This window comes from Longispora fulva (genome assembly GCF_015751905.1).
Classification (GTDB): domain Bacteria; phylum Actinomycetota; class Actinomycetes; order Mycobacteriales; family Micromonosporaceae; genus Longispora; species Longispora fulva.
The window spans coordinates 5,025,191-5,046,521 of the sequence record NZ_JADOUF010000001.1 but is presented as its reverse complement, the minus strand read 5'-3'; the positions used below and the strand labels follow the sequence as shown (position 1 = coordinate 5,046,521).

The following is a 21,331-nucleotide window of genomic DNA, read 5'->3' as shown; positions in this document are numbered from 1 at the left end:
CCACGCGGTGCCGAAGGTGCAAGCGGGGCCGTGCCGCCCGGGGGCGGCGCGGCGGCGGGACGCCGCCCTTGATCTCGTAGGGAAAGTTTCGTCAGGTCAAGATCAACGAGCGCCGGGGGTTGCTGGCTTTGGGGGCGGCTTCGTCTTCACCAACCGACGGACGGGAGTGATCGCCCTTCCCTCATACCACTGCCGGCCTTACACTCGGTGGTATGGCAGAGAAGACGAAGGTGACGCTGTCGCTGGCGTCCGCCGAGATCCTGCGGCAGCGTGCGGCTGAGGACGGCGTGGACATGTCCGCGTGGGTTGACCGGCTGATAGCGAAGGCTGATCTTCAGCGGCGCATCCGTGCCGACCGGGTCACCCTGGATGCTGCGGGGCTGTTGACCCCTGAACGCGACGCGCGTAACGCTCGGATCGCCGCTGCGATGCGGGCTGGCCGGTGACCTCGGTTAGGCGTCCGCAGTTCGGAGAGATCTGGCTAGCACCTGAGGGCACTCTGCTGCCCGGTGGCATGCTGTGCCTGATCGTGTCCGGATTCGAGTACAACTACGAACACGACCAGCGCATCATCGTCGAGGTCGTCGGTGAAACTCTCGCGACGGTCGGCGGTCTGGGCGTCCCTCTGGGCGAGGCCGTGGGAACTGCACTCATCGGCACGCCGATGACAGTCAGTCTTGACTGGTTCGCCGGATCTACTGAGCCGGTCTACGCGCTCCATGAGAAGCTTGCCGGCCAGGTGGCCGAGCGCATCCGCGACCTACTCGGCCCCTGACGGAACGCCGTAGCCTCAGAGCACCCTTGCGATCACGGCAGTCGCGTCGTCGTGCGGCTTGCCTCGCCAACGGCCCGGGTCGCTGTCGGCCTTCTCTGCGGCTCGTACCGCGTGGATCAGGGCGCGGGGTCCTTCAGCGTTTACGAGCTCGAAGAGGTCGGTCCATGTGTGGCCGTAGCGCTCGACCAATCGTGTGATGCCGTCTGAGTACAGTCCAACTCTGTCGACCTGGTCGAGCGCGAGTGAACCGGTGTAAGCCTGTGCCGCCACGTCGGGGTCTGCTGCTGCGACCCAGAACCCGCCGGGCTGGTTGCGAACCGTGATCACGTAGGACGGGTCATAGCGGCGCACGTCGGCGACGATCACTGGGCCACCGGTGAGCTTGTCTAGCCGGTCATCTGTGATGGCTTCTGACGTGCCGTCCTTGAGCTGCCAAGCGACGGTTGCGTCTCCTAAGACGAGCCAGTCGAGCCGGTCGCCGGTGACCCGTACGGCAGCGACCGTGGCGGCTGGTGTGAACGGGTTGGAGAGATCGCACTCGTCCGCGTGATCTGCGGCAGTTCGCCGAATCGCTTCGGCGAGTACCGCGTCTAGCGGCCGATCTGGTGCGGAGGTCGCCAAGCTGGCGCTGAAGTAGGCCCCGAGGTGTGCGACATACCAGGGCACGTCGTGCCGGCAGCCGATATCCGCGACGGGGTACTTCGACACCCCATCGAGGACGAGCGCCCAACGACCCGTGACCATAAGGAAGTCGTCGTTCGCTCCGCCGGGTGCCGGCTCTGTAGCGGTGACTGCGTCCAACATCGAGAGTGCTCCGGCCTAGTCGGGAATGGGGAACTCGTACGCGAACGTCACCATGTCGCCAGCGAGGATGGCGAGCATGACCTCGACAGCCCTGCCTTCGGTGTCGTACGTCGTGCGCGTGAGGTCTACGACAGGCGTACCCGGCGGAAGGTTGAGAGCAACCGACTCCGGGCCGGTCGGCATCCGCACGGACCATTCCTCACGAATTCGGTCTAGCGGACCTGCGTCTTGGAGTCTCGCGAACCCGCCGCCGGGGCTGCGAGCTCAATGGCAGAGCAGTGGACTTTTTATCCGCAGGTCAAATCTTCTATAACGCTGAGTTAGATTCTATTCTGTCCACATTACTCGGGGTGGTTTCCGCGCCTTGAGGCATCGCAGTGAGCGGACATGTCGGTCTAGATTCCAGGTGGTCGCGCCAGATTCCAGTAGGCGTCCGCGACTCTAGGTGACCACGCGATGACCACGCACCTGTCGGCTCGAGCGAGACGTTGCCCGAAGTCCGCAGGTACCGATCCTTGATCGAGTAGCTGGCCCCGCCTGCGTCTCGCGTGGCTAGTGGCCTGCTGCTGGCCAGAACCTCGCGAGCCAGGTAGCGCATCAGCGGCAGGTCGCGCTGAATGGCGAGGAACTGGTTCGTCCTGAGATGCGGCATTCGCCGGCGAATAGCGGTAACATCCACAATTTCGCGGACGCTGATGGTTCGACCAGGGCCAGGGTGAGTCGAGCTGCCCTGACCTCAGGATGATTTCGCCAGAATCGTGGATCTTGGCTGGGCTACTCTCCTCGACTCGACGGGCATCGCGACACACGTCGTCGCCTACCGGCGGTCACTCCGGCCTGTTCGGCTTCTTCGAGGCGGCCTTATGTTTGCGTCGCGTTGAGCTGAGAGTGGTCCGCGGCCGGTGCGGACTGACGCGGCCGGGCAGTTCAGGGCGCCGGCGTCGGCGGCGCTCAAGAAGTACGCCGCCGGCCGCGGCGAGGGTCGCAGCGGCGGCCAGGGCATTGAGTACGGCTTCGACCAGGGGAAGCAGTTCGGTCAGGCCTCGCACGGATTGTTTGTCCTTCCGCATGTGTCGACTGCGGCCAGTCGGCGTCCAGGTTGCGGCGGCATCAGTAATGCTGCCGGTTCGAGCATCAACCGGGCGCGATCCGGTGATAACGCGGCCGGACGCGACATCGTCCAGATAGCTCGCTGTTGGACAGGTTGCTGACAACCGCCCGATTTTTCTGCACGCCATCGCTCAGAATCAGACACAGCGGGCGCACAGCAGTGACTCGAGGAGAGAACATGTCAGTGATCAAGCGGTCGCCCACACCTCCTGGCCCGATCACTGAGCTGTTCGATCGCCTTCACGACCTCCGGTTCGACGCCGGTGAACCAGCGATCCGGGAGATCGCTCGTCGCACCTCAAATGCCATCGTCTATTCCACAGTGCATCTGATCTTCAAGGGTCCTCGAGTACCAAGCTGGGGAAAGCTCGAGCTGATCGTCGAGGCACTCGAAGGCAGCCCGGACGAGTTCCGCGTCCTGCACCGCGCTGCCCTGCGAGAAGAGCGACGTCGCGGTGGGCCCTCGGAAGCCGCTGAGGCGGTCGAGGAGATCCTCGCTGGAGCCCGCGCCGAGGCCGCCCGCCTATTGGCAGAGGCGCAACGACTACGGGCGGCAGCCGATCCTGAAGGTACGAAGCTGGAAGCAGAGCTTGAGGCTGGCCGAATTCGCGATACTGCCCACCGGGAGGCGGCCGAGATTCGCGCCGCAGCCGAGTCCGCTGTTGCGGACGCACACTCGGCGATCATTGAGAGTCAGGAAGTTGCCCACTCCGCCGGGCTCCGCCAGCAGCGCCTCCGCGACGACATCGATCGAGAACTCGTGTCCTTGATCCAGCAGCGCGATGAGGTACGAGCCGAGTTGGACCACATGCGCGAGGTCCTTCGACAGCACAACGCCGCCTCAGTCGAGGAGCCGCCGCCGGTTCCGGTGTTCGACGCCGCGCTGCGCGGCTATAACCGGGAGCAAGTCAAAGATCATCTGGCGCTGCTTCGCGACCGGTTGCTGGACGTCACCTCATCGAGTCGACAGATCGGGATATTCAGCGAACAAAGTCGCTTGCAGTTCGTGAACCTGGCGCGGCGTTCTCAAATCCTGGTGGATAGGCTAATCGGAAGCCTTGACCAGATGGAAAAGAACGAACAGGATCCCGACCGGCTTGCCGAGCTGTTCCACCTTGATCACCTTGCCACACGCATGCGCCGCAACGACGAGAACCTGCTAGTTCTTGCTGGAGAGGAATCCCTATTTCAAAGTTCCAAAGCTGCTCCGCTGGCCGATGTGATTCGTGCCGCCCAGTCAGAGATCGAACTCTATACGAAGGTGAACTTCGGACGTATTGAGGCTGGCATCGAGATAGCGCCCTTAGTCGTCCACGATCTCGTACGACTGCTGGCCGAACTCTTGGACAACGCCACCGCGTTCTCGCCACCCGATATGGCTGCTGTCGTCGAGGCCCGCCGTGTCGGATCGGCCGTCCAGTTGATCGTTGAGGATCGCGGAATTGGGATGATCGGCCAAAAGATCGCGTTGATCAACGACCGCCTAGCTCATCCCCCGACGCCTGGGTTGGATATCATCAACACCCGTTATATGGGCACGAAAGTGATATCACTCTTAGCCGCCAAGCATGGAATCAAGGTTGAACTCAAAGCCGCCAACTCGAATCGTCCAGGCGTCGTAGCCCTCGTGACCCTTCCGGCTCCCACCCTTCTCCAAGGCGCAACCGGCCTAGGTCAAACCGTAGTCGCTCCCAGTCCCGATACTCCTACAATCGAAAAATCGACAATGACGCCCATCGATGACTTGCCGGAATCTGCCATCTAGTGGCTCCCGAATGAAACGGTATTCGGCGCGGTGCGGCTCGAACCTCAACTCGGACCGGCGGAAGGTGTCGACGGCGCAGCCGGACCAGGTCCTCACGCACATCTCCCCGGCCCACAGCGAGAACGTCAACTTCTTCGGCTGGGCACCGTCGACATCGAGCACGAGCTTGCGCAACTCGACGACACCGGATTCCGGCCCCTGCGCGTCGCGACCACTGCGGGGTAAGCCCGGCACGGGGGACTGTCTCAAAGTCGGCTCTGTCGCGATTCCGGGACGCTGTTGGCGATCTTGTCGGGTCAGATGGTGGTTGTCAGGGTCTTGCAGAGTCGTTTCAGGTGGCTGGGTGGTCGGTGGTGTGGGTGGGCCGGGTCGTGGGCGGCCAGGCGGCAGATGTTGGTGCCGGCGGCGATGAGGACGTGTTGGACGTGGGTTTTGGCCAGGCCGCGGTAGCGGCAGTGGCGTAGTCCGTGGGCGCGGGTGGTCTCCGAGACGGTGGATTCCGCGCCGGCGCGCAGATCGTATCGGCGCTGCCATTCGGGGGTCTGTTGCTGGGCGCGGACACGGGTCTGGATTTCCTGCTGGGGTCGAGGAAGCAGCAGGAGGTGTCGGCCCTTGTCGTCGATGTTGCCGGTGCATTGCAGGCGGACGTCGCAGGCCCTGCAGTCACCGCGTCTGAACAGGACAGAGATGCCGGCTTTGCGGTCGGTGACGGTTGGTTTCCAGGGCGGACTGGTCACGCCCTTTGGGCAGGTGACGGTCTGATCCTCCCAGTTGATATGGAAGTCTTCCTTGGCGAATCGGGGGCGGTCGGCGGCCCGCGGGTCCAGGCGGACCGGCCCGACGATCGTGATCCCGTGTTCGGTGGCGGCCTGGTGGATGATGTACGGGGTGACGTATCCGCTGTCGAGTAGGTGCTCTGCTGGCATGATCTGCCCGGCGGCCAGTGCGGCGTGAATCGGACTGACCGCCTCGACATCCTGTTCGGGAGCGGGGGTGGTGAGAACGTGCACGATAACGTTGACGGCGTCGTCGTCGCAGGTCTCGGTCTGGTGGTCCTTGTATCCGATCCAGGCGATCTTCCCGGCCTTGTGACTGAACCGGGCGTCAGTGTCATGTGGAGTGACGATCTCCGAACTCGACCAGGGGACCCGTGCGGGCTCGTCGTCTGCGACCTCGGGCCCTTTGGCCCGTCGGGGTGTGTCGTTGCGGCTGCGCCGTGCCCTGGAGATCTTGGTCTCCCGCCAGCGCAGTTGTCCGGCGTCGTGCCAGTACTGCTGGACCCAGACCTGCCGCAAGCTCAACTTCGGCGACCGCTTGAACCCATGCCGGGGCGCTGGAATGGTAGACGGCCTGTAGCAGCGCCATGCCGTCGCCGCCGACCTGCAGAAGGTAGTCAGACACCCCCGTCTGGCCCTTGGGTTGGTGTTCGTAGCGGATCGGACGGCCATACCGCTGTCCCCACTCGGGCGTGATCACCCCTAACAACCAGACCTCATCGACCCGGACGAGGGCCTCCAACGCGGTCCGCAACGTCTCTGCCACGAGCTCGACCCGGCTGAGTTTGCGGACCGCCGCCAGCACGTGGGTGGAATCGGTGCGCATCCGACCACGCCGCTTGACCAAGCCCGCGGTGGCCAGCCGATCGACCATCATCTGCAGCAGCCGATCAGCGCGGTCGCCCTCAGCCAGCCGGTCACGGAACTCGCTGAGCACCGAATGATCAAACCCGGGCTCATCGAGGTCCATACCGAGTGCGTATTTCCAGTCGATGCGGCACGCCACCGCCCGCGCGGCCTGGCGGTCGGGAAGGTTCTCCGCATACTGCAACACCGACACCAACGCCAACCGTGCCGGCGACACACCATGACGCCCATCACCACCGAACCAATCGGCGAAATCGGAGTCCACGAACAACTCCTGAAGCTTATCCCGGACCCACATCGCCGGCGTCCCCTTCGGACACGCCGCCCAAGCAACCCGCGCCGTCACCGCCGGAATCGCCCCACCCGAAACACGGCCCATCGACATCGCCACCACCTCCGACGCGGGCCGCCTCACCACACCCAACGAACCTCACGCCAGGCGCGATACGGGACGAACAGGCCAAGATCGCCAACAGCGTCATTCCGGTGGTGACGGGTAGTGATCGTCGTCGTTGACCCTGCATGAGGGAAGTCGACGAGCTTGTGGCCACGGTGTTTCGGGACTGGCTCCGCTGGTGATCGAGGACGTGATCGACGAGGGCGCGCGGATCCTGGTGCTGGCTTGGACTCCACATCAGACGGTGGCGTGTCCGGGGTGTGGGGCGTTGTCGGAGCGGGTGCATGGCTATCACGTGCGGACGGTCGCGGACGTGCCGGTGGACGGGCGGCGGGTGGTGGTCCGGGTCCGGGTGCGCCGGCTGGTGTGTCCGACGCGGGGTTGCCGGCAGACGTTCCGGGAGCAGCTTCCTGGGGTGCTGGAGCGGTATCAGCGCCGTACTGCCCGTCTGACCAGGCAGATTGGTGTGGTGGTGCGGGAGTTGGCTGGCCGGGCCGGGGTGCGGGTGTTGTCCGCGTTGGCGGTGCGGGTGTCCCGGCACGCCGCCCTGCGGGTGCTGCTGGGGCTGCCGCTGCCGCGGCGGCCGGTTCCGCGGGTGCTCGGGGTGGATGATTTCGCCTTGAAGCGCCGGTGCCGGTACGCCACCGTGCTGATCGACGTCGAGACTCGCCAGCGCGTCGATGTTCTGCCGGGCCGCAGGGTTGAGGTGCTGGAGTCGTGGCTACGCGAGCATCCCGGAGTCGAGGTCGTGACCCGGGATGGATCGGCCGCCTACGCAGAGGCCGTCCGCTGGGTGATTCCCGACGCGGTGCAGGTTGGGGACAGGTGGCACATTTGGTCCAACGTCGGCCAGGCGGTGCTGAAGGAGGTCACCGCGCACAGCTCCTGCTGGGGCAAGTCCGGCCCGCCGCCGCGAGAGGACAGCAGAAGGGCGGTCACCGCCCGCCAACGCTGGCAGCAGGTCCACCACCTGCTCGGCAATGGCGTGGGGCTGCTGGAATGTGGACGTCGTCTCGGGATCGCGATCAACACCGTCAAGAAGTACGCACGCGCTTCCCAGCCCGAGCGCCTGGTCCGGGTGCCCGCCTACCGGCCCACTCTCGTCGACCCGTACCGCGATCACCTGCGCCGACGCCGGGACGCCGACCCGGCCGTCCCGGTCCTGCGACTGCTGGCCGAGATCCGGGCGCTGGGCTATGCAGGCAGCCAGAATCTGCTCTACCGCTACATCACCGACGGCCGCGTCGAAGCCGACCGCCTCGCGGTCTCACCCCGCCGGCTGACCAGCATGATCCTCACCCGACCCACCACGCTCAGCAACGACCAGCAACGTCTCTGCTACGAGCTCACCACCGCCTGCCCCGAGATGACCGTCCTGGCCGGACTGGTCCGCTCCTTCGCAGTCCTGCTCACCCCAGCAGCAGGCAACGCCGACCTCCTCGACGACTGGATCATCCGAGCCCGCACCGCCGGCATGCCACACCTGCACGCCTTCACCCGCGGCCTGGACTTCGACCGCGATGCCGTCCAGGCCGCCGTTACCCTCGCATTCCACAATGGAGGAACAGAAGGCGTGAACACGAAAACGAAACGGATCATGCGACAAATGCACGGACGCGCTGGCTTCGCCTTACTCCGCCATCGGATACTGCTCGGCTGACCTCACACACCGTCACCACCGAAAGTCAGACAGAGGGGCCTGTAGGAATATGGGTGGATCTCCAGGTGTCCGGCCGCACGTTGTCGGGCATCCGTCACCGAGTTCAGTCGACCAGCCCGGGCGTCGTCACTAAGTCACAGTGGATGATCCTTGGATGCCCTATGAATACATCCCTCCGCAGATTCGTCTGAAGCGCTTCGGGATCTTTCGGCCGCTCGCGCTGGCAGTACCGTTCGCGACACTCGGGGCGGTGGCGTTGCAGGCAAAGGACCCTTGGATTGCAGTCGGCACCGCTACCGTCGTCGCTGTGGCGGCGGCGACGATGGGTGCGGGACTGGGCTTTCTCTTCGGAATCCCCCGGAGTCTTCAGGAGGAACGGTCCAACTCCGGCCCTCAGCCTGACGGCACACAGAATTCTCGTAGGTACGAGGTCAATACCAACCTGGAGCAGATCTCCGACTGGTTGACGAAGATCCTTGTCGGCATCGGTCTAGTCCAGCTCGGACCAATCGCTCGAACGATCGGCAACCTCATCACGGAGGTCGGAGCCGGACTCGCCCCAGATCAACGGGGACGAGTGATAGCGGCAGGTGTGATGTTCACCTACGCTCCAACCGGATTCCTCATTGGCTACGTCTCCACAAGAACCTGGCTAGCCACCCTATTCGCCGAGTACGACGACAAGAAACTGGATAAGATCCAGGGAGAACTCCTAGACATCCGCAGGATCGTCGACAGTAATGTGGGCGAACGCTTCCAAGCCGACGGCGACGCGATGCGGCTCGTCCTCCAGCAGCTCGACTACGACGAGCCGGACGTTGACGAGTCCGCTCTGCGCAACGCACTTAGGGCTGCCACCCCAAGTGCCCGCGCCAACGTACTGCTCCTCGCTGACGAAGTTCGCAGAAAGTCGTGGCGCGACCCGGCATTTCAAGGACGTGTCGAACGCACCGTGCCCATCTTCCGCTCGCTCACCGAACTCGGGCCCGCCAACCACCGTTACTGGGCCGCACTTGGGTACGCCTACAAAGACTCCGCCCCGCCCAACAACTCAGGAGCCCTGGCCGCGCTCACCCGGGCAATAGAACGGCGTGGCGATCCGAGAACCACCGGCAAAGAGTTCTATGAGTTCGCCCGAGCACTCGTCAGGATTCGCCTGCTCGACGGCAAACCAGCCGACGAACGGACCCAGGGGCTCATCCGGCAGGACGTCGCGGCGGCCTGGCACAACGAGACCGTTCGCAGAATCGTCCAGGTCTCGATCGACAAAGCTCCAGAAGGAGACGACACGGACAAGGAGAACTGCCTACTGGCGGAGTACATTCCGACCCCGTAGATCGCTAGCCGACATGGATACTGCGCCTTCGTCCACGTCTGACACAGGCGCCGCGCTTTAGAGCGTGTCTCATGTGGTGAGTTGAGCGAGTTTCTTGAAGCAAATCAGGGGCGCGGCGAGGAAGAGGAACGCACCGCTCGTAGCGGACGGTCAGGCGGCGGTAGCCGAACAGCCAGGCGATGGTGCGTTCGATCTTCCACCGTTGCCGGCCGAGGCGTTCGGAGGACTCGATGTCCTTGCGGGCGATGCGGCAGGCGATGTTGTGTTCGCGGAGCGTGCGGCGGGTGTCGGCGGAGTCGTAGGCCTTGTCAGCGTGCAGCTTCGCAGGCCTCGATCGTCGAGGTCCGCGACGCGACCGGGTTCTCGGAATGCCGTACAGCAGCGGCCACAGAGCCTGGGAGTCGTGCATGTTGGCGCCGGAGGCCGCGACCACCAGGGGCAGGCCGGCAGCGTCGGACAGCACATGCAGCTTCGAGCCGAGCTTGCCCCGGTTGGTAGGGTTACGTCCGGTCAGTTCACCCCCTTTTTGGCGCGCACCGACGCCGCGTCCACGATTGCCCTCGACCAGTCGACCTCTCCCCGGCCACCGAGCTCGTCGAGGACCGCGACGTGGATCCGCCGCCACAGCCCAGCCTCGGTCCAGGCCGCGGGCCGCCGGTGGGCGGTCTTGAAGTTCACCCCGAAACTGGCAGGCGGGTACCGCCAGGCGCACCCGCTGGTCAGCACATACACGACCGCCGTGAACACCGCCCGATCCGCCACCGGCGGTGTCCCTCCGCCCTGAGGCCGGACCTCAAACCGCGGGATCAACGGCCCGACCAGATCCCACAACTCGTCAGGAACCAGCCGCCATGACAACACCTCATCCACAAACGACGATTATGCCCCAGCCCAGACCGCCACCACATGAGACGTGCTCTAAGTGCTGTCCCGTTTTTTCCTGGCTGCCTGGGCGTGGGGCTGGCAGGATGATGGCCATGACCGCAATCCGAAGGGCCCATGCCGCGTAGACGGCCTGGCGTTCTGCGCGCCCGACAGCCTGGTCCTCGCATCTGGGAGGACCTAACGCCGAGTCGGATTCACGGGCTGTCCACCCGTACCAGCCTGGCGATACATCGAGTTGAGCGTCTCTCTGGCGACTACTACGTCTTCCCCGGTGCCACGGCCCGCGCTCTGCGGCGTTATCGAGCGTTCTTGCAACCGCCGGGGCGGCGGCCCTTGTATCCCCAGGCTGCCCACTGCTCGTGTCGAGGCTGTTCCTTCGACGATGTGCGGCATGCGCGTGACGTGCTTGCAGAGGTTCTGCAAAAGCTGCCGTTACGGTCCCGGGCCGAGTTGAAGCGTCAGGTGGCCTCCCTGGACGCCGTATACCTCGACCGCACTCTGCCTGATCCCTTCGCTGATCGCCGGCAGTGGCGTACGGACTTCTGGTGGCATCGCCGTCTCACGGTAGGCGGGGAGGTGATGTGAGGTTCGTGGGCTGATCCAGGGCTGCGACGATCTCAGCGTGACTGGTGTGATCACTGCGTCGGAGCCCTCCTGGATAGCTCCGTTCACGGGGCTGAGCCCGCGCTGCTTCGGAAAGCTGGTGACCGTGCAGCGACGCGGGGGCGCGGATGCGGTTGGCAAGGGGCGCCCGTGGAGCCTTCCGTTGGAGGACCGAGCACTGCCGGTAGCGGCGTACTGGCGCACAAACTTGACCATGCGCCAGCTCGCGCTGCTGTTCGGAGTGTCCAAGTCTGCCGCGGACCGCATCATCGATCACCTCGGGCCGATCCTCGCCCTCCAGGCCCGCAAACGGTTCTCCAAGGACACCGTGCTCATCGTGAACGCCACCCTGGTTCCGACCCGGGACCACACAGCGGCCGAACAGTCCAAGAACTATCGGCACTCCACCAACCACCAGGTCGTCATCGACGCCGACACCCGTCTGGTCGTCGTTGTGGGCCGGCCCTCTGCCCGGAAACCGCAACGACTGCAAGGCGTGGGAAGAGTCCGGCGCAAAAGCCGCCGTCGGCCGCACTCTGACGATCGCCGACGGCGGCTATCCCGGCACCGGACTCGCCATACCCCATCGCCGAAGCAAGGACGAAGACCTTCCGGACTGGAAGAAGACGCACAACAAGTCCCACAAGCAGGTCCGTGCCCGCGTTGAACACGTCTTCGCGCGCATGAAGACCTGGAAAATCCTCCGCGACTGCCACCTCAAAGGCAACGGGGTCCACCACGCCATGCTCGGTATCGCCCGGATGCACAACCTCACGCTCGCCGGATAAGCGACCCGACCACCAGCGACCGACTACACCCGAGGCGAGCCAAAGATCAATTACGGGACGGACTTTAGGCGTGGAGCAGACGCTGGTCGGCATTAGGTGGGCTGACGAAACCACGATCACCTCTACGAGAGTGGAGCGCGCGGATCCCGCTCGATTGCCCCCGGGGGACGGCCGGTCCACCTCTTCGGCTTGGAGTGGATGCGATCACCCCGCCCGTCCTCGGACTGGGGACGGTTCGCTTCGCCTCCGCTACCTGGCAACTTGGGTTCCGGGTAAGAGATCTTGACCCGCCAGATCCGCCGCACCTTGCCCTCTTCGCCGAGTGGCACTGTTTCGCCCCCACCTCAGCGGGATGATCGTGCGATTTCGCAGTCCGTCAGCGTCCAGCCGGTGGGCGGAGCAGTCCCTTTCAAGAGACGGGCATCTGACTCTCTGCGAATCCACAGTCGACAAGCGCAAGTGTCATCATCGATCCACCGGCCTCAAGACGGGGGATCGTCACATGGCATCGCGTATTCCGCTCTTCCTCACGCGGCATCCGCGCTTCGCCGGTGGGCTGCGCTGGCGCGTGGGACGGGTCTCGGCGGGGCTGTTGGTTTGTGGGGCGTTCGGAAGTCTTCTCAGCTTGGCGGCGGGGTTCGCGGGAGTGCACGGATTGTCGGCCCGGCGGCACGAGAATTTCCTCAGCGTGACCCTGACAGCTTTCAGGGCTCTGGTTGGCCAGGACAGCTTGCCGATCGAGCCCGGCAACCATCTCCACGAGCTGCTGGCCAGCGTCGCGGCGATGGTCGGGGTCCTGGTTCCAGCTCTGTTTGTGGGCGTGGTGTTCATCAGGCTGTTCGCGATTCGGGCGTTCACCTGGCGGGGCGCGATCAACGTGGTCACCGCGTCCAGAACCCAGTTCCCAGTGCATCTGGACCGGTTCGGGGACAGCAACGACGCAGTGCTGCAGGTCCGGTTCTACAAGCACCTGCCCCGGCTGGAGATCTTTGAGTTGCGGGTGCGGGCCTATCTGAGGTCCGAGTCGCAGGCTGACGATGGTTCGCTGTTTCGGTTCACCCACGAGCTGGACATTCTGGACGCAGCCGGTGATCTGTGCGAGGAGAGGGTCTTCCCGACCTGTGACGACGCTCGACCGATGACCGTGAACATCCCAGCCGGCGCCACGCTGGTCGGCGGTCGACTGGCCCAGTTGCAGGGGACAGAACTCACCGGCGTGCGGACGAACCTGCTGGTGCTCGTGACAGGGACTGCTCGGGGGCTCAATGTCGAGGTCTCCGACGGCCATGTCTACGACTTGAGCCGGGATGTGCAGTACGGCAGGTTCTTCACGGTGCACAACAGCGCTACGGTCCGCACCCGTCGTTGGCGCGGCTGGGACCGCTTCGAGGCCGTCCAGGACGACGATCCGGCCGTCGGAGTGCCAGCCCAGCGCGAGCCCAGCCCCTGACGTGGCGGCACAGAGGGTTTGTAATCGGCTCGGCCGCGCGAGCGTCGGCGGCGAGCCTGATCGCACGCCCGGCGGAGCAGGAGCGTGCCGGCCGGCGCGGACCGGTGCGTGTCGCGGGCGCTGCACGACCTGATCACGATGGTCGCTGGCTGCGGACCAGAGGGATCGGGTTCACCTGACGCACTTCCGGCGTGGGCGTGTCAACGGCGTCCGAATGTGGACCAGTCAGCGACGGATGAAAATGGACCACCTCTCTGGGTTGGATCTTGTTAGTCGTTGGTCTTGTTGGCCGCTGGGACGCGGCCGAGGTCTCGGTCTTTGAGCCGGTAGCTGTCTCCCTTCATGGAGATCACTTCGGCGTGGTGGACGAGGCGGTCGATCATGGCCGCCGCTACGACGTCGTCGCCGAACACCTCGCCCCAGCGTCCGAATGGCTTGTTGCTGGTCACGATCAGACTGGCCCGTTCATAGCGGCTGGAGACCAATTGGAAGAACAGGTTCGCCGCTTCGGGCTCGAACGGGATGTAGCCGACCTCGTCGATGATCAGGAGCGGGACCCGGCCGAGTTTGACCAGCTCGTCCTGGAGCCGGCCCGACTGGTGGGCGTCGGCCAGGCGGGCGACCCACTGCGCGGCCGTGGCGAACGCGACCCGGTGCCCGGCCTGGCAGGCCCGGATCCCGAGGCCGATCGACAGGTGCGTCTTGCCTGTTCCTGGCGGGCCGAGGAACACCACGTTCTCCTTCGACGCGACGAAGTCGAGGGTCCCGAGGTGGGCGATGATCTCGCGTTTCAGCGACCGTTGGTGCTCGAAGTCGAACTCCTCGAGGCTCTTGCGGGACGGGAACCTGGCGGAGCGGATGCGTCCCTCGCCGCCGTGTGATTCCCTAGCTGAGACCTCGCGTTGCAGGCAGGCGACGAGGAACTCCTCATGCGTCCACGACTCCGACCGGGCCCGCTCGGCCAGACGCTCAACGGCGGCTGCCAGCGACGGGGCCTTCAACGCCCGGGCGCAAAACGCGATCTCGGAGGCGACGTTGCGGCTGGTCTTGGTGGCCATCACGCGGCCCCTTCCATGATCTCTTCCAGGCCGAAGAGGCGGTCGTAGTCGGCGAGGTCGCGGTGAGCGACCTCGGTGGCGGTGACCGGAACGGCGACCAGGCCGCGGGCGTCACGCAGCTGCGCAGCCGCGGCGTGATGGGCTGGGTCAGTGATCGTCTGAGCCGCAGCCCAACAACGATCGTGTCGGGCAACGGGGCGTCCGTCGCAGGTCACGACCACGCGGTCGAGGTCGGCAGCGACGTCAACGCGGCGGCCAACGACGCCAGGGTCGACGGAGTAGTCGTTGGCGTCGACGCGAACATAGTGGTCCCTGGCCAGACGGGTGCTCATCCGCCAACCGACCACCGGGGCGACCGGGGGCAGGTCGACCATCGCGGCCCGGTCAGCCTCCCAACGATCCACCGGGCGGCAACCGAGCCGGCGATGCTGACGCTGGTTGGCCCGCATCAGCCAGTCGCCGAGCTGGGCGTTGAAGTCCGATGGTGAGGCGAAGTCCCGGCCGGGCAGGAACGAGGTCTCCAGATAGCCGTTGGCCCGTTCGACCAGGCCTTTGGCCTCCGGGTCCCGGGGCCGGCACTGGATGACCTTGATCCCGAGCACACCACGGAAGGCGTTCATCGCCTCGGTCAGCTGCGGCTGCCCTGCCCGCCATTGCCCGACCGCGGACTCGTTGTCCCAGACCAACGCCCGAGGCGCCGCCCCGAGTCCTGCGATGAGCTGCCAGTGGCCAGCGAGGAGATCCGGTGACTGCCGGGTCGGGATCATCGTCGCGGTCATGAACCTCGAGTAGCCGCAGACCATCACCAGAACGGGCGGCCTGCCGGTCTGGCCGAACCCCAGCGGCACATCCGCTGGCGGGAACCACAGATCACACTGCGCCAACTCGCCCGGCAGATACTCGGTTCGCTGCGCGGGATCCGGCGGCAGGAACACCGGCCGCAGCTCCCGCACCCGGTCCTTGAGCACCGTCAACGACCGCGACCAGCCGATCCGTTCGGCGATCACCGTCGCCGGCATCGTCGGACACCCCGCCAACAACGCCCGAATCTGGGGCTCGACCGCATCCACGATCGAACCCGCAGCAGCACGCTCATACTTCGGCGGCGCCGTCGACGCCAACGCCCGCTTCACCGTGTTCCGCGCGATGCCCAACCTCCGCGCGATCGCCGAGATAGACACACCCTCAGCCCGATGAAGCCGGCGGATCTCCGCCCAGTCCTCCACGCTCAACACCCCTCAGATGATCGAGAGGTGGTCAACTTTCAGCCGACGATCCCTGGTCAGTATTCAGCCGACGCCGACAGGGCGGAGCTGGCCGAGGCGGACCGGGATGCGGTCGCGTTCTACCGGGGCAATATCGCAGCCGTCACCCGCGCCCCGCCGAGCCGTCATCGCCAGCGAGCGCGGTGTGGTGGGTGCGGCGCGTCAGTTCCTGATCGATGACTGAACGGGCACGGGCGCCGCTGGGCTGAGCGCACCCTGCAATGGCTGTTCTTCAAGGCGCTGACCCCGGCCGAACGGCGGCGCTGGTGGGAAGGGGAAGAGACCCGCGGCGACGCCGGCGTGATCCTGCGCCGCCTGGACGCGGCCCGCAGCGAGGTGTGGAGTTCCGATCGGAACGCTCCTGTGCCGAATGGCAGCGCGCCGTCGCAGGCCGCGAGGTCATGCCCCAGCGCGAACAGATGTGGGAAAAGATCTTCGCCGTGATCGAGGCCATCGGCAGCTGCACATTGACAAGCCGGGGTGGTGCTCATGTACGTCGGGTCCGATTCCTGCTCACCGCAGTGCCGACCGCCGTGTGCCGGATTTCTCGTTCCATCTCCCTGCCTGGCGCCGGTAGTCGGCCCGAGCCCCACAGTGGATCTAGAGCGAGCCGCGCACAAGCGTGCGTACCGGAGTCCGTGGCGTCAACCGCCGGGGAACTTCTGGCTATCGCGCAAGTGGAATCTTGCCGAGAATCTGACTTAGTGTACAAATAGGACAGTCATAGGGTGACGTTGGTCATATTCAGGAGGTGCGTGGTGTTCACGTCCGCACTCCCGGAGTCGGCGCGGCATACTGGGGGAGTCAGGAGATTTATAGTAGGAAAACCGATGGAGAACCTGCCCAGCACATAGATCGTCGAGGAGTCAGTTCTGGTAGCCGCCGGGACTCTTCGAAGGCCGACCTCACGGTGCTGACCGGTCTCCATAAAGGGGGCAAAAATGGCAAGGCGTGGAAAAAAGGGTGTACCGAGCCGCTGTAAGACCAGTAGAACGCTGGTGCGCGGCCCAGCGCCTATGGAGGCGGAGCAGTCCGTGCCCGCTCTCCCGGAGGGCGCGCAGGCCGGACGCCGCGCGATCGGCGCGGGCAGGATCGGGCGTTTGGCGTGGTGGATCGTGCGCGAGGTGGTGTGGGCCTACGGGCACGCCGACTCGATCAAGGCCATCGCCGAGCACATGATCCACCGCGTCGGCGACATGATGTAGCCCGGATCGGGCTCTGTCGTCGGGCGGGAACAGCTCTGGCGGTCAAGTACCTCACGTACTACCTAGTAGGCGGGCACGCTCAGCGTGCCCGCCTACTAGCGTTTGCTGTTGTTCGTGAAGCCGATTTGACGTGGGTCGATGTGGCTGCCTCGCGTGGGGTCGAGGACTTCCACGATGAGCGGTGGGACGCCCATTCGAGCGGTGAGATTATGTGACATCTCGCGCAGGTACGGGTGCGCGATCTCCACGACCCCGTACGCGCCGAACACTTGGAGGTCCTCGATCGCCAAGGGCTTGTCGCTGGTGCGGCGAAACGTCAACATCAGCGCGAAGGAGATGTCGAAGACCGGTGACTTCTTACGTCCTGACCCGCTTGCCTTCAAGGCGTAGCTGACGTGGTAGGCGACGACCTCGGAGACCACCTCGACGCGAGCGGCAAGTTCCCACTTGGTCTCCAACGGGGAACTATGGGATGTTGAGATCAGCTTCACGTCGGCGTTCGTCAGGCGAATGTCCAAAAGGGACAATTGGCCGGCGACGCTGGCGGACGTCGCGCGACGCTCGTCATTGGCCGGGTCAACTGATGTCATGAAGCGACCTTGTCGAGCTCTCTCGCGATCGAGGCAGTGAGAGCCTGCTCGTGACCGGGTTTGGACTCGACAACGCGAAGCGACCGCCAGTGCAGTACCGGGCCGAGTGGTTCTTCTCGAGGATCAACGGTATCAACCAAAGCTGATGGGTGGTTGATGGAAGTGATTTTGGCGTAGGTCTCTGGTTCGCCGTACGGCAGATGGCGGTCACGGTAGGACTCGCTGATATGAACCCCGGAGTTGAAATGCACGGTCGCCGTGATGCGCGCACCGAACTGCTTTTTCTCCGATAATTCCAACCCGAGCCGGCACGCAAGTATGCGTGCGTACTTCAATAGCGTCGACAGTCTCGGTTCAACGACGCCGCGTTCCATGTCAGATACGGCGCTCTGGGTGGTGCCCATCTGTTGAGCGATCTCAGCCTGGCTCAGGCCCCGCTTCTTCCGGACGGCGGCGAAGGTCCGAAGAAGATCAAGAAGGATTTTGGCGTCTGTCTCACCCTCGGCGAAGGCGGGATCGGCCCGTCGCTCCGCGTCCGCTAGTGCTTGGGAGTCATCAGCGGCGACTCTGCCGTGGTCGACCCCTTCCGCAGCCAGTCTAGCCATCATGTCTCCTTCCGACACCGCGAGTTACTGGAGGGCTGCAATCCCAGGGGATCGGTCTTCACCGATAATGCCATTCAACGACTGCCGCTGGGAAGGGGGCGTTCAGGTGCAGATATCCGACACATCGCATGAATTGCCCCACACTCCCTTGACCCAATCGACATCCTTGTCGGTCAGCTGCCCCCGGGCTGCCACCTTCAAGATCATATAGCCGCCGCGGGGGTCGGCGGCGTAGAGCGCATCATAGCTCGAATCGCCGCATTCCACGCATAGGGCTTTGATCCTTCCCGTGGGATCTCGCGGCTTTCGTAGCTGCCGGAAGGCACCTTCGTGCAGCTTAAGATTGAAGGCGCCATGGTCGCGGCCATCTGCTGTCAGCGCCCGCAATGATCCCCACACGTCAACCCCTTGATCCGGGTTCTTAAGGAAATACCATTGGCGTGCGAGCACGGCAAGCGGCTCCCCTCTCGGGAAAAGATGATGAGGCAGACTTTAAATGCCTTAGTTACATCGACCACACCCCTCGTGCGGTCGAAAGAATTGTCCCAACAAGTTCTGATCTCGCGTTAATTGATGTTGGGAAAAGGTAAATCCGCACCTCAGGGCTCATGCTGGGGGCGCTTCAAAAAAGAACTTCCAATGATTCTCACGTATGAGTGTCGGCAACCAGACAAGAGATTGCCGGCAGGCGAATCTTTACATAGTTCGTTCATTGAGGTTCACGAACTCTGCACAGTTAGGCTAGGCTGGTCCTAGCTCTAGGTACGCACTGTGAGGTCGGCCTGAGCGGGGGTGGCAAGGCCGGCTAGCCTGCCGCCCCCCATTATTCTTTGACCCACCGCAGTCCAAAGCTCCATGCTCGACGATCATCTGGCGCGGCCATGGGGTGGTACGTCCACCGATGGCCGCAGTATTCCTGGTATCACCTCCACGGGCCTGTTGTGGCGGGGGCACAGGCCACGAGATCAGCGCACCAACATACGCGCCGCCACAAACGCCAATACTCGATGGCCGTTCCCCGGCTGAGGCGTCGGCACACCCCGCCACGACCGCGCCGCACATCCGCCAGCTCGGCGTCCCATCAGTCTCCGGCAGACTCGCCGCACTGGGCAGGCTGACTGCCCTGACTCCGGGGCGGGATGGCCTTGACGGCACCGGCCTGGTCGCTGCTGCCGTACTTCTGCCATCACTCCGGCCGGGCGAATGTCCCTCGGCGGCCCCGTCACCGATAGACCCGAGTCCAGGCAAGCAGCATGGTATGGGTGCTCTGGAGCTCGCGGGTCGGTGCCGTGTGCCAGACGCGCAGCTCGGGATCTATTCAACTCAGCGTCCTACGACCGAGCCCACCAGTCCCTCGACCGTTCTCGGTCGACCTGCTCGCCGCCCGCCTATGTCGGTATAGGAGTGAACGGCCCTGTCAGGAAAACGGTGGATCTAGCTGGTGTGGGTGAGGAGTTTGGGTACGAGGCGGCCTTCGAAGGTGATTTCGAAGGCTTGGAGTGCGATTTTCCATCGGGCGGTCCAGCGTTTGCGGCCGGCGCCGGTGGGGTCGAGGCTCATCAGTGCGAGGTAGACGCATTTGAGGGCAGCTTGCTCGGTGGGAAAGTGCCCGCGGGCGTTGACGGCCCGGCGGATTCGGGAGTTGATGGACTCGATCGCGTTGGTGGTGGAGATGATCTTTCTGATCTCGGTGTCGAAGGCCAGGAACGGGGTGAACTCGGTCCAGGCGTTGGTCCATAGCCTCACGATCGCCGGGTACTTGGCCTCCCAGGTCTCGGCGAAAGCGGCGAACGCGTCGAGTGCGGCCTGTTCGGACACGGCTGTGTAGACGGGTTTGAGGTCGCGGGCGATGGCGGGCCAGTCCCGGCGCGAGGCGTAACGGAAGCTGTTGCGCAGAAGGTGAACTATGCAGGTCTGCGTGACGGCCTGCGGCCAGACTGTCGTGATCGCCTCTGGCAGGCCCTTGAGGCCGTCGCAGACGACGATGCACACGTCCTGGGTTCCCCGGTTCTTGATCTCGGCCAGGACCCGCATCCAGTACTTCGCGCCCTCACCACCGTCACCGGCCCATAGCCCGAGAATGTCGCGGGTCCCGTCGACCGTGACGGCCAGGGCGACATAGATCGGCCGGTTCGCGACCGACCCGTCGCGCACCTTCACGTTCACACAGTCGATGAACAGCACCGGATACACCGAATCGAGCGGACGCGATTGCCAGTCGGCCATGCCGTCAAGGACCCGGTCGGTGATCACCGAGATGGTGTCCCTGGAGACCTCGGCGCCATAGATCTCAGCCAGGTGAGCGGAGATCTCACCCGTCGTGAGGCCCTTCGCCGACAGTGAGATCACCAGGTCATCGACCCCGGACAGCCGCCGTTGACGCTTCTTGACGATCTTCGGCTCGAAAGAGGCGTCCCGGTCCCGCGGCACCACGATCTCCACCGGCCCGGCCTCGGTGAGCACCTTCTTGGCCCGGGTCCCGTTCCGGGCGTTGGACCGCCCGGCCCGCTCATGCTTGCCATATCCGAGGTGGTCATCCATCTCGCCCTCGAGAGCGGACTCGATCACGACCTTCGTCAACCGCGCCAGCAACCCGCCCTCGCCGGTCAGCTGGAGCCCTTCAGCTCGGGCCCGGTCCGCCAACTGCCGCACCAGTTGGGCATCGACAGCATCGGTCATCAACGGGTCTGAACCCGCCTCCTTGAGCTTCGCCATTGTCACATCAGACATCACGGGTTACCCCCATTTCTGGAGATCCACCCATATTCCTACAGGCCCGAGTGAACGTCTCCCAGGTCGGCGCGTCAGTATCAGGGGCGTGTCGGTAGGTGGGGTAGAGCGCGGAGCGTTGCCGTGGGTGGTGGTGTGGTCGGGTGTGCGACAGGGGGTTGTTGATGTGGTGTCGAAGTGGTGGTGGCCGTCGATGATGGGGGGATGAGGTTTGGGCGGTGGGTGTGGTTGTTGGTGGGCGGGTTGGCGCTGGTGGGGTTGGGCGCTTTCTTCGTTGTGGCCGGTCTTGATCGGGCGGACAAGTTGGCCAGTGCGATCGGTTTGTTCGTCGGGCTGGGTGGCCTGGGCGTGTCGGTGTACGGGCTGGTGTTGACGCGTCGCGTCCCGCCCGTCGAGAGCGGGCAGTCGATGAACAAATCAGCGGTGGGCGGAAGCGTGAACCAGATTCGGGATGTGCACGGCAACGTCAAGTTCGGGCCACCCGCACCGTCGAGGGCTCCGGCCACAGCACCAAGTTCAGCTCCGACTGGGCCGGCAGGGTCTGAGGCGGTAGTCGCTCCGGATGGGCAGCGGGTGACGGAATCCCAAGTGTGTGGGGATGTGCTACAGGTCGATGGTGTCGTCGGCGATGTGGACATCGACCGGTGACCTTGTGGCCGAGC

Annotated in this window: 17 protein-coding genes and 3 pseudogenes; 9 read left to right on the top strand and 11 right to left on the bottom strand. The window is 64.6% G+C overall.

The genetic code is table 11. The features are described 5' to 3' along the window. Window positions 1-212: 212 nt before the first annotated feature. Together IW245_RS22510 and IW245_RS22505 are read left to right on the top strand one after the other, a co-directional pair. Window positions 213-446, top strand: coding sequence for a hypothetical protein (locus tag IW245_RS22510; RefSeq protein WP_197005157.1), 234 nt, complete (start codon window positions 213-215; stop codon window positions 444-446). A 68-nt stretch (window positions 447-514) separates the two neighbouring features. Then, complete coding sequence (locus tag IW245_RS22505; protein ID WP_197005156.1) at window positions 515-775, top strand: hypothetical protein; 261 nt, start codon at window positions 515-517, stop codon at window positions 773-775. Window positions 776-790: 15 nt separating this feature from the next. Here the strand turns inward: IW245_RS22505 and IW245_RS22500 are convergent, their stop codons facing one another. Both IW245_RS22500 and IW245_RS22495 read right to left on the bottom strand, forming a co-directional pair. After that, window positions 791-1,579 (bottom strand): protein phosphatase 2C domain-containing protein, encoded by a 789-nt coding sequence (locus IW245_RS22500; protein ID WP_197005155.1) that lies wholly within the window; start codon window positions 1,577-1,579, stop codon window positions 791-793. A gap of 15 nt (window positions 1,580-1,594) precedes the next feature. Then, window positions 1,595-1,786 carry a UTRA domain-containing protein gene (locus IW245_RS22495; protein ID WP_267920138.1) on the bottom strand — a complete coding sequence of 64 codons (192 nt, stop codon included), beginning with the start codon at window positions 1,784-1,786 and terminating at the stop codon, window positions 1,595-1,597. Between the two features lie 1,081 nt (window positions 1,787-2,867). On the opposite strand from IW245_RS22495, the gene IW245_RS22490 reads away from it, so the two are divergent. Next, window positions 2,868-4,454 (top strand): sensor histidine kinase, encoded by a 1,587-nt coding sequence (locus IW245_RS22490; protein WP_197005154.1) that lies wholly within the window; start codon window positions 2,868-2,870, stop codon window positions 4,452-4,454. A 296-nt stretch (window positions 4,455-4,750) separates the two neighbouring features. Here the strand turns inward: IW245_RS22490 and IW245_RS22485 are convergent, their stop codons facing one another. Then, complete coding sequence (locus IW245_RS22485; protein ID WP_197008951.1) at window positions 4,751-5,464, bottom strand: transposase; 714 nt, start codon at window positions 5,462-5,464, stop codon at window positions 4,751-4,753. 100 nt (window positions 5,465-5,564) lie between these two features. Then, on the bottom strand, window positions 5,565-6,482 hold the full coding sequence (locus tag IW245_RS22480; RefSeq protein WP_197005153.1) for a transposase: 918 nt from the start codon (window positions 6,480-6,482) through the stop codon (window positions 5,565-5,567). A 137-nt stretch (window positions 6,483-6,619) separates the two neighbouring features. Here IW245_RS22480 and IW245_RS22475 point away from each other — a divergent pair. Beyond that, window positions 6,620-8,154 (top strand): annotated as a pseudogene (locus tag IW245_RS22475) (ISL3 family transposase). 154 nt (window positions 8,155-8,308) lie between these two features. After that, complete coding sequence (locus IW245_RS22470; RefSeq protein WP_197005152.1) at window positions 8,309-9,490, top strand: hypothetical protein; 1,182 nt, start codon at window positions 8,309-8,311, stop codon at window positions 9,488-9,490. Between the two features lie 69 nt (window positions 9,491-9,559). Here IW245_RS22470 and IW245_RS22465 read toward each other — a convergent pair. Beyond that, a pseudogene (locus IW245_RS22465) lies at window positions 9,560-10,360 on the bottom strand (IS5 family transposase). A 637-nt stretch (window positions 10,361-10,997) separates the two neighbouring features. On the opposite strand from IW245_RS22465, the pseudogene IW245_RS22460 reads away from it, so the two are divergent. Together IW245_RS22460 and IW245_RS22455 are read left to right on the top strand one after the other, a co-directional pair. Further along, window positions 10,998-11,766 (top strand): annotated as a pseudogene (locus IW245_RS22460) (transposase). Between the two features lie 502 nt (window positions 11,767-12,268). Further along, on the top strand, window positions 12,269-13,216 hold the full coding sequence (locus IW245_RS22455; protein WP_197005151.1) for a hypothetical protein: 948 nt from the start codon (window positions 12,269-12,271) through the stop codon (window positions 13,214-13,216). Between the two features lie 269 nt (window positions 13,217-13,485). On the opposite strand, the gene istB is transcribed toward IW245_RS22455, so the two are convergent. Both istB and istA read right to left on the bottom strand, forming a co-directional pair. Further along, a complete protein-coding gene (gene istB, locus IW245_RS22450; RefSeq protein WP_197005150.1) occupies window positions 13,486-14,274 on the bottom strand; it encodes an IS21-like element helper ATPase IstB in 789 nt (262 codons plus the stop codon). Continuing rightward, window positions 14,274-15,509 carry an IS21 family transposase gene (istA, locus tag IW245_RS22445; RefSeq protein WP_197005149.1) on the bottom strand — a complete coding sequence of 412 codons (1,236 nt, stop codon included), beginning with the start codon at window positions 15,507-15,509 and terminating at the stop codon, window positions 14,274-14,276. Before istA ends, istB begins: the two co-directional genes overlap by 1 nt. Before the next feature lie 1,064 nt (window positions 15,510-16,573). On the opposite strand from istA, the gene IW245_RS22440 reads away from it, so the two are divergent. Next, window positions 16,574-16,744 carry a hypothetical protein gene (locus IW245_RS22440; RefSeq protein ID WP_197005148.1) on the top strand — a complete coding sequence of 57 codons (171 nt, stop codon included), beginning with the start codon at window positions 16,574-16,576 and terminating at the stop codon, window positions 16,742-16,744. A 95-nt stretch (window positions 16,745-16,839) separates the two neighbouring features. On the opposite strand, the gene IW245_RS22435 is transcribed toward IW245_RS22440, so the two are convergent. The 4 genes from IW245_RS22435 to IW245_RS22420 form a co-directional block, all read right to left on the bottom strand. Next, window positions 16,840-17,334, bottom strand: a complete 495-nt coding sequence (locus IW245_RS22435; RefSeq protein WP_197005147.1) for a hypothetical protein — start codon at window positions 17,332-17,334, stop codon at window positions 16,840-16,842. Next, on the bottom strand, window positions 17,331-17,939 hold the full coding sequence (locus tag IW245_RS22430) for a helix-turn-helix domain-containing protein (protein WP_197005146.1): 609 nt from the start codon (window positions 17,937-17,939) through the stop codon (window positions 17,331-17,333). Before IW245_RS22430 ends, IW245_RS22435 begins: the two co-directional genes overlap by 4 nt. A 102-nt stretch (window positions 17,940-18,041) precedes the next feature. Next, window positions 18,042-18,389: a hypothetical protein gene (locus IW245_RS22425; RefSeq protein ID WP_197005145.1), complete on the bottom strand. Its 348-nt coding sequence runs from the start codon at window positions 18,387-18,389 to the stop codon at window positions 18,042-18,044. 984 nt (window positions 18,390-19,373) lie between these two features. Then, window positions 19,374-20,618: an IS256 family transposase gene (locus IW245_RS22420; RefSeq protein WP_231400070.1), complete on the bottom strand. Its 1,245-nt coding sequence runs from the start codon at window positions 20,616-20,618 to the stop codon at window positions 19,374-19,376. A 228-nt stretch (window positions 20,619-20,846) separates the two neighbouring features. On the opposite strand from IW245_RS22420, the gene IW245_RS22415 reads away from it, so the two are divergent. Beyond that, on the top strand, window positions 20,847-21,317 hold the full coding sequence (locus IW245_RS22415) for a hypothetical protein (RefSeq protein ID WP_233473055.1): 471 nt from the start codon (window positions 20,847-20,849) through the stop codon (window positions 21,315-21,317). Window positions 21,318-21,331: the final 14 nt, after the last annotated feature.